Raw genomic sequence first — 4,247 nt, forward strand, 5'->3', positions numbered from 1 at the left:
CCGGCCACGCCGACATCGTGGCTTTTCCATAGCCGGACGAAGTCGCTGCTCACTTTCGAAAGTTCGAGGATTATTTCGGCCACATCTGGCTCATCAACATCTACGCCTACGGTACGGTGCACCGTGGCGACGACGGTTTTGGCGTAGGATTCCCAATTCACCCAGAAGTTTTTCGCCTCGGGATCCAGAAAAAGTATGCGCAGGATATTTCCAGTGATCTTGAATTTGCTGAAGAGCAGCGACGCGTGCGGGTTTTCGGCCAGCACGTCGCATCGGCGGTTGACGATGTAGGCCGGACCGAGCGTCCACGCCTCCATGAGTAGAAGGAGATACTCGACGGGACCTTGTTGCGAACCGAGCTCTTGCCGGCATCGGTGTTGCGGGATCGCGAGGTCGTACAGATAGCCCGCCTCGTCGGGAGACAGACTCAGCGCAATCACCAAGGCTTCCAACACCTGAACCGAAGGATGCTTTTCTCGTCCCTGCTCCAACCGCGCGTAGTAGTCGGGACTTATCCCCGCCCGCGCGGCCACCTCCTCGCGGCGCAACCCGGGCGTGCGCCGCCGCCTGCGCGACTCGCCATCGCACCCGGGCCGGAGCGTTGTCGCCTCGCGGCGCGCACGAAGAAATTCTCCCAGTGTCGTCGCCACGAGAAGATGGTAACCAGCGCGTTATCCTGGTTGTCAAATTCCTAGGTTAAGCTCGCTCTGTCTGCGACCGGCAGTCCCCAGCGACAATATGCAGTCGTGGCAGCACCGGACCGTTCGCTCGCTGGGCGGTTCTTCGCGCCATGCGCAGATTGGGATTTCGACAATCGATCCACGTTCCTCCAGCCGTGTGGAAATTTTGGCCAGGGAATCGTCCAGCGCCCCGATTGCGTTCCCTCGTGATTTGCATTCTGTATTGCTTGCTGACAGTGGCACGCCTGGGGATTGGCGGCGCCTTCCAGCAGAGATCTGACTCGTCGCGGCCATGCGGCGATATGGCCTCATGTTGATCTGGCTAGATGGAACGCGAGTGAAAGGGCGGTGCGATGTTGTTGGGCGTCCTCAAGCGCATATGGATTCCGCTGGTGATCGTCGTGGTCGTGTCCGTCGGGGGATTTGTGGCCTACCGGTTACAGGGAATCTTCGGCTCGCACCGTCTGTCCGAAGCCGGCCCGGTCGAACAGATTGTGCCGATCAACGTCAAGAACGTCACTTATGAGGTCACCGGCCCCCCGGGCACTGCCGGAGTTGTCAATTATCTGGACGCGGACGCACAACCGCAGCAGGCCAATTTCACCACGCTCCCATGGTCGTACACGGTGACCACAACCCTGCCCGGGGTGTTCACCAACGTGGTGGCCCAGGGTGACAGCGACACAATCGGTTGCCGGATTGTCGTGAACGGCATCGTGAGAGATCAACAATCCGCACACGGCCTCAACGCTCAGGTTTTCTGCCTGGACAAGGCCGCATGAACGGCGGTAACGGCGAACGGCCTTTTATCGCCCGGGCGATCCGTCGGCTGGCGGTGCCGATCGTCGTGGGCTGGCTGGCTTTGACGGTCGCCGTCACCGTCCTCGTACCGCGGCTGGACGTGGTCGAACGGGAAAACTCGGTGGGGTTGTTGCCCAAGGATGCGCCGTCGCTGATCGCGATGAAGCAAATGGGCAAGGTATTTCATGAGTTTGATTCCGACAGCGTCGCCATGGTGGTGCTGGTGGGCGACCAGCCGCTGGGCGATGCAGCGCGCCGCTTCTACGACGATCTGGTACGCCAACTCGAGCGTGACACCACGCATGTGGAGAAGGTGCAGAACTACTGGGGCGAATTGGTCACGGCCGGGGGTGAACAGAGCGCCGACAGCAAAGCCGCTTACGTGCAACTCAACCTTGCTGGCGACCAAGGCTCGACGAGGGCGGACGAGTCGGTGCATTCCGTGGAAGACATCGTGGCGCACTCACATCCGCCGGCGGGAGTCAAGGCGTATGTCACAGGTCAGGCGCCGTTGACCACCGACACCACGGAAGCCGGCGACAGGGGTCTGGCGAAACGGACGGCGATAACGATCGGCGTGGCGACGCTCATGTTGCTGATCGTTTATCGCTCGATTGTCACCGTGCTGATCGTGTTGGCCGTGATCTTCATCGAATTGGCCTCGGCGCGCGGAGTCGTCGCCTACATCGGCAGCTTTCACCTGATCGGCTTCACGACCTTCGCGGTCAGTCTGCTCATGTCGCTGGCAATCGCCGCGGGCACGGATTACGCAATATTTTTTCTCGGCCGCTATCACGAGGCCCGCCAACGCGGCGAGGACCGCGAGACGGCTTTTTATACGACACATCGTGGCGTAGTCCACGTCGTTTTGGGCTCAGGGTTGACCGTTGCCGGCGCCATGCTCTGTCTGCGGTTGGTGCGGCTGCCCTATCTCAATACTTTGGCGGTTCCGTGCGCAGTGGCGTTGTTCGTGGTGATCGCGGCCTCGGTGACGTTGGTTCCCGCTCTGATCGTCATCGGCGGGCGTTTCGGTCTGCTCGACGCCAAGCGAAAAATGAATATCCACGGCTGGCGGCGCCTGGCGACGGCGACCGTCCGCTGGCCCGTGCCGATCCTGGCCAGCGCTGTGGTCGTCTCGATTGTGGGTGGGGTGACGCTGCCGGGATACCGCACCAACTACGACGACCGTTACTACGTACCGGCGAGCCTGGTGTCCAATGTCGGCGACCAGGCTGCCACTCAGCATTTCACCCACGCCAGGCTGAATCCCGATCTTTTGCTGGTCGAAGCCGATCACGACCTGCGCAATCCGGCGGACATGCTCGACTTGGACAGGATCGCCCAACAGATCTTCCGGGTGCCGGGCATCGCGCGGGTGCAAAGCATCACCCGTCCACTGGGATACAACATCGAGCACGGAACGATACCGTTCGCGATCAGCATGCAGCCGGTTCCCATTCGGGAGAACCTGCGATATCTGAAAGATCGTCTCGACGACATTCTCAAGCTCAGCCGCGACGACCTCGGTATGCAGATCGCGACTTTAGAGCACCAGTACACGGTGCAACAAGAGCTAACCGATTCGATAAGCGACAGTGCGCGCGTCACAGCTGACACGGCTGCTATTACGGATCATATACGTGATCGCATCGCAGATTTCGACGATTTCTGGCGGCCGATCCGCAGCTATTTCTACTGGGAAAAGCATTGCTTTGACATCCCCATGTGCTGGTCTTTACGCTCCATCTTCGACGCGTTGGATGGTTTCGACAAACTCGCCGCGAACTTTCGTGCTCTCGCCAAAGATCTCCAAGACAGCGCTGATGCGTCCCGTAAGTTGGTCGCGTTGATCCCGCCGTTGATCGCCGTCGCGAAGTCGATGCAGACCACGTTCCTCACCCTTCACAGCAGCTTCTCGGGCCTGGTCACTCAGATGGACCGCATGACCGACACCAGCACACTCATGGGCAAATTTTTCGACAAGGCCAAAATCGACGGCTTCTTCTACATTCCGCCAGAGGTATTCGACAGTCCGGATTTTCAGACAGGCCTCAGACTGCTGGTCTCGCCTGACGGCAAGTCCACCAGAATGATCATCACGCACGACATCGACCCAGCGAGCCCCGACGCAATTTCACATGTCGACGCAGAACTCAAAGCCGCGCGCGAGGCGGTGAAAGAAACGCCGTTGGCCAGCGCTAAATTATATCTTGGCGGCACAGCCGCGGCGTACAAAGATATTGAGGAGTCCACTAAATACGACGTGATGACCGAGGCGATGGCCGCGCTGATCCTGATATTCATCGTCATGCTGATCATCACACGCGCGCTGGTCGCCTCCATGGTGATTGTCGGCACCGTGGTGCTGTCGCTGGCGACGGGCTTCGGGCTGTCCGTGCTGATCTGGCAGCACCTCCTCGGCCTGGAATTGCACTGGATTGTGCTGCCGTTCTCTGTCACGATCCTGCTGGCCGTGGGATCCGACTACAACCTGTTGCTGGTCTCGCGGTTCAAGGAAGAAATCGGCGCAGGCATCAAGACGGGCATCATCCGCTCCGTGGGCGGCACCGGCGGCGTGGTGACCGCAGCCGGCCTGGTGTTCGCCTTCACCATGGCCTCGCTGGGGGTCAATGAGCTGTACACGCTCAAGCAGGGCGGCACCACCATCGGCCTGGGCCTGCTCGTCGACACGCTGATCGTGCGCTCGCTGATGATCCCGTCCATCGCTACCCTGCTCGGGCGCTGGTTCTGGTGGCCGTTACGGGT

Annotated in this window: 3 protein-coding genes; 2 read left to right on the forward strand and 1 reads right to left on the reverse strand. The window is 60.3% G+C overall.

The features are described 5' to 3' along the window. On the reverse strand, window positions 1-650 hold a 650-nt coding region (locus tag AC2VOK_RS18160), incomplete at its 3' end, for a helix-turn-helix transcriptional regulator (protein WP_428901711.1). A 386-nt stretch (window positions 651-1,036) separates the two neighbouring features. Between AC2VOK_RS18160 and AC2VOK_RS18165 the strand changes: the two genes are divergently transcribed. Together AC2VOK_RS18165 and AC2VOK_RS18170 are read left to right on the forward strand one after the other, a co-directional pair. Continuing rightward, window positions 1,037-1,462: an MmpS family transport accessory protein gene (locus AC2VOK_RS18165; RefSeq protein ID WP_428901713.1), complete on the forward strand. Its 426-nt coding sequence runs from the start codon at window positions 1,037-1,039 to the stop codon at window positions 1,460-1,462. Then, window positions 1,459-4,247 (forward strand): MMPL/RND family transporter (locus AC2VOK_RS18170; protein WP_428901712.1); only part of this gene is annotated, 2,789 nt, incomplete at its 3' end. The genes AC2VOK_RS18165 and AC2VOK_RS18170, both read left to right, overlap by 4 nt.

It is taken from the genome of Mycobacterium sp. TH-M116 (assembly GCF_057473685.1).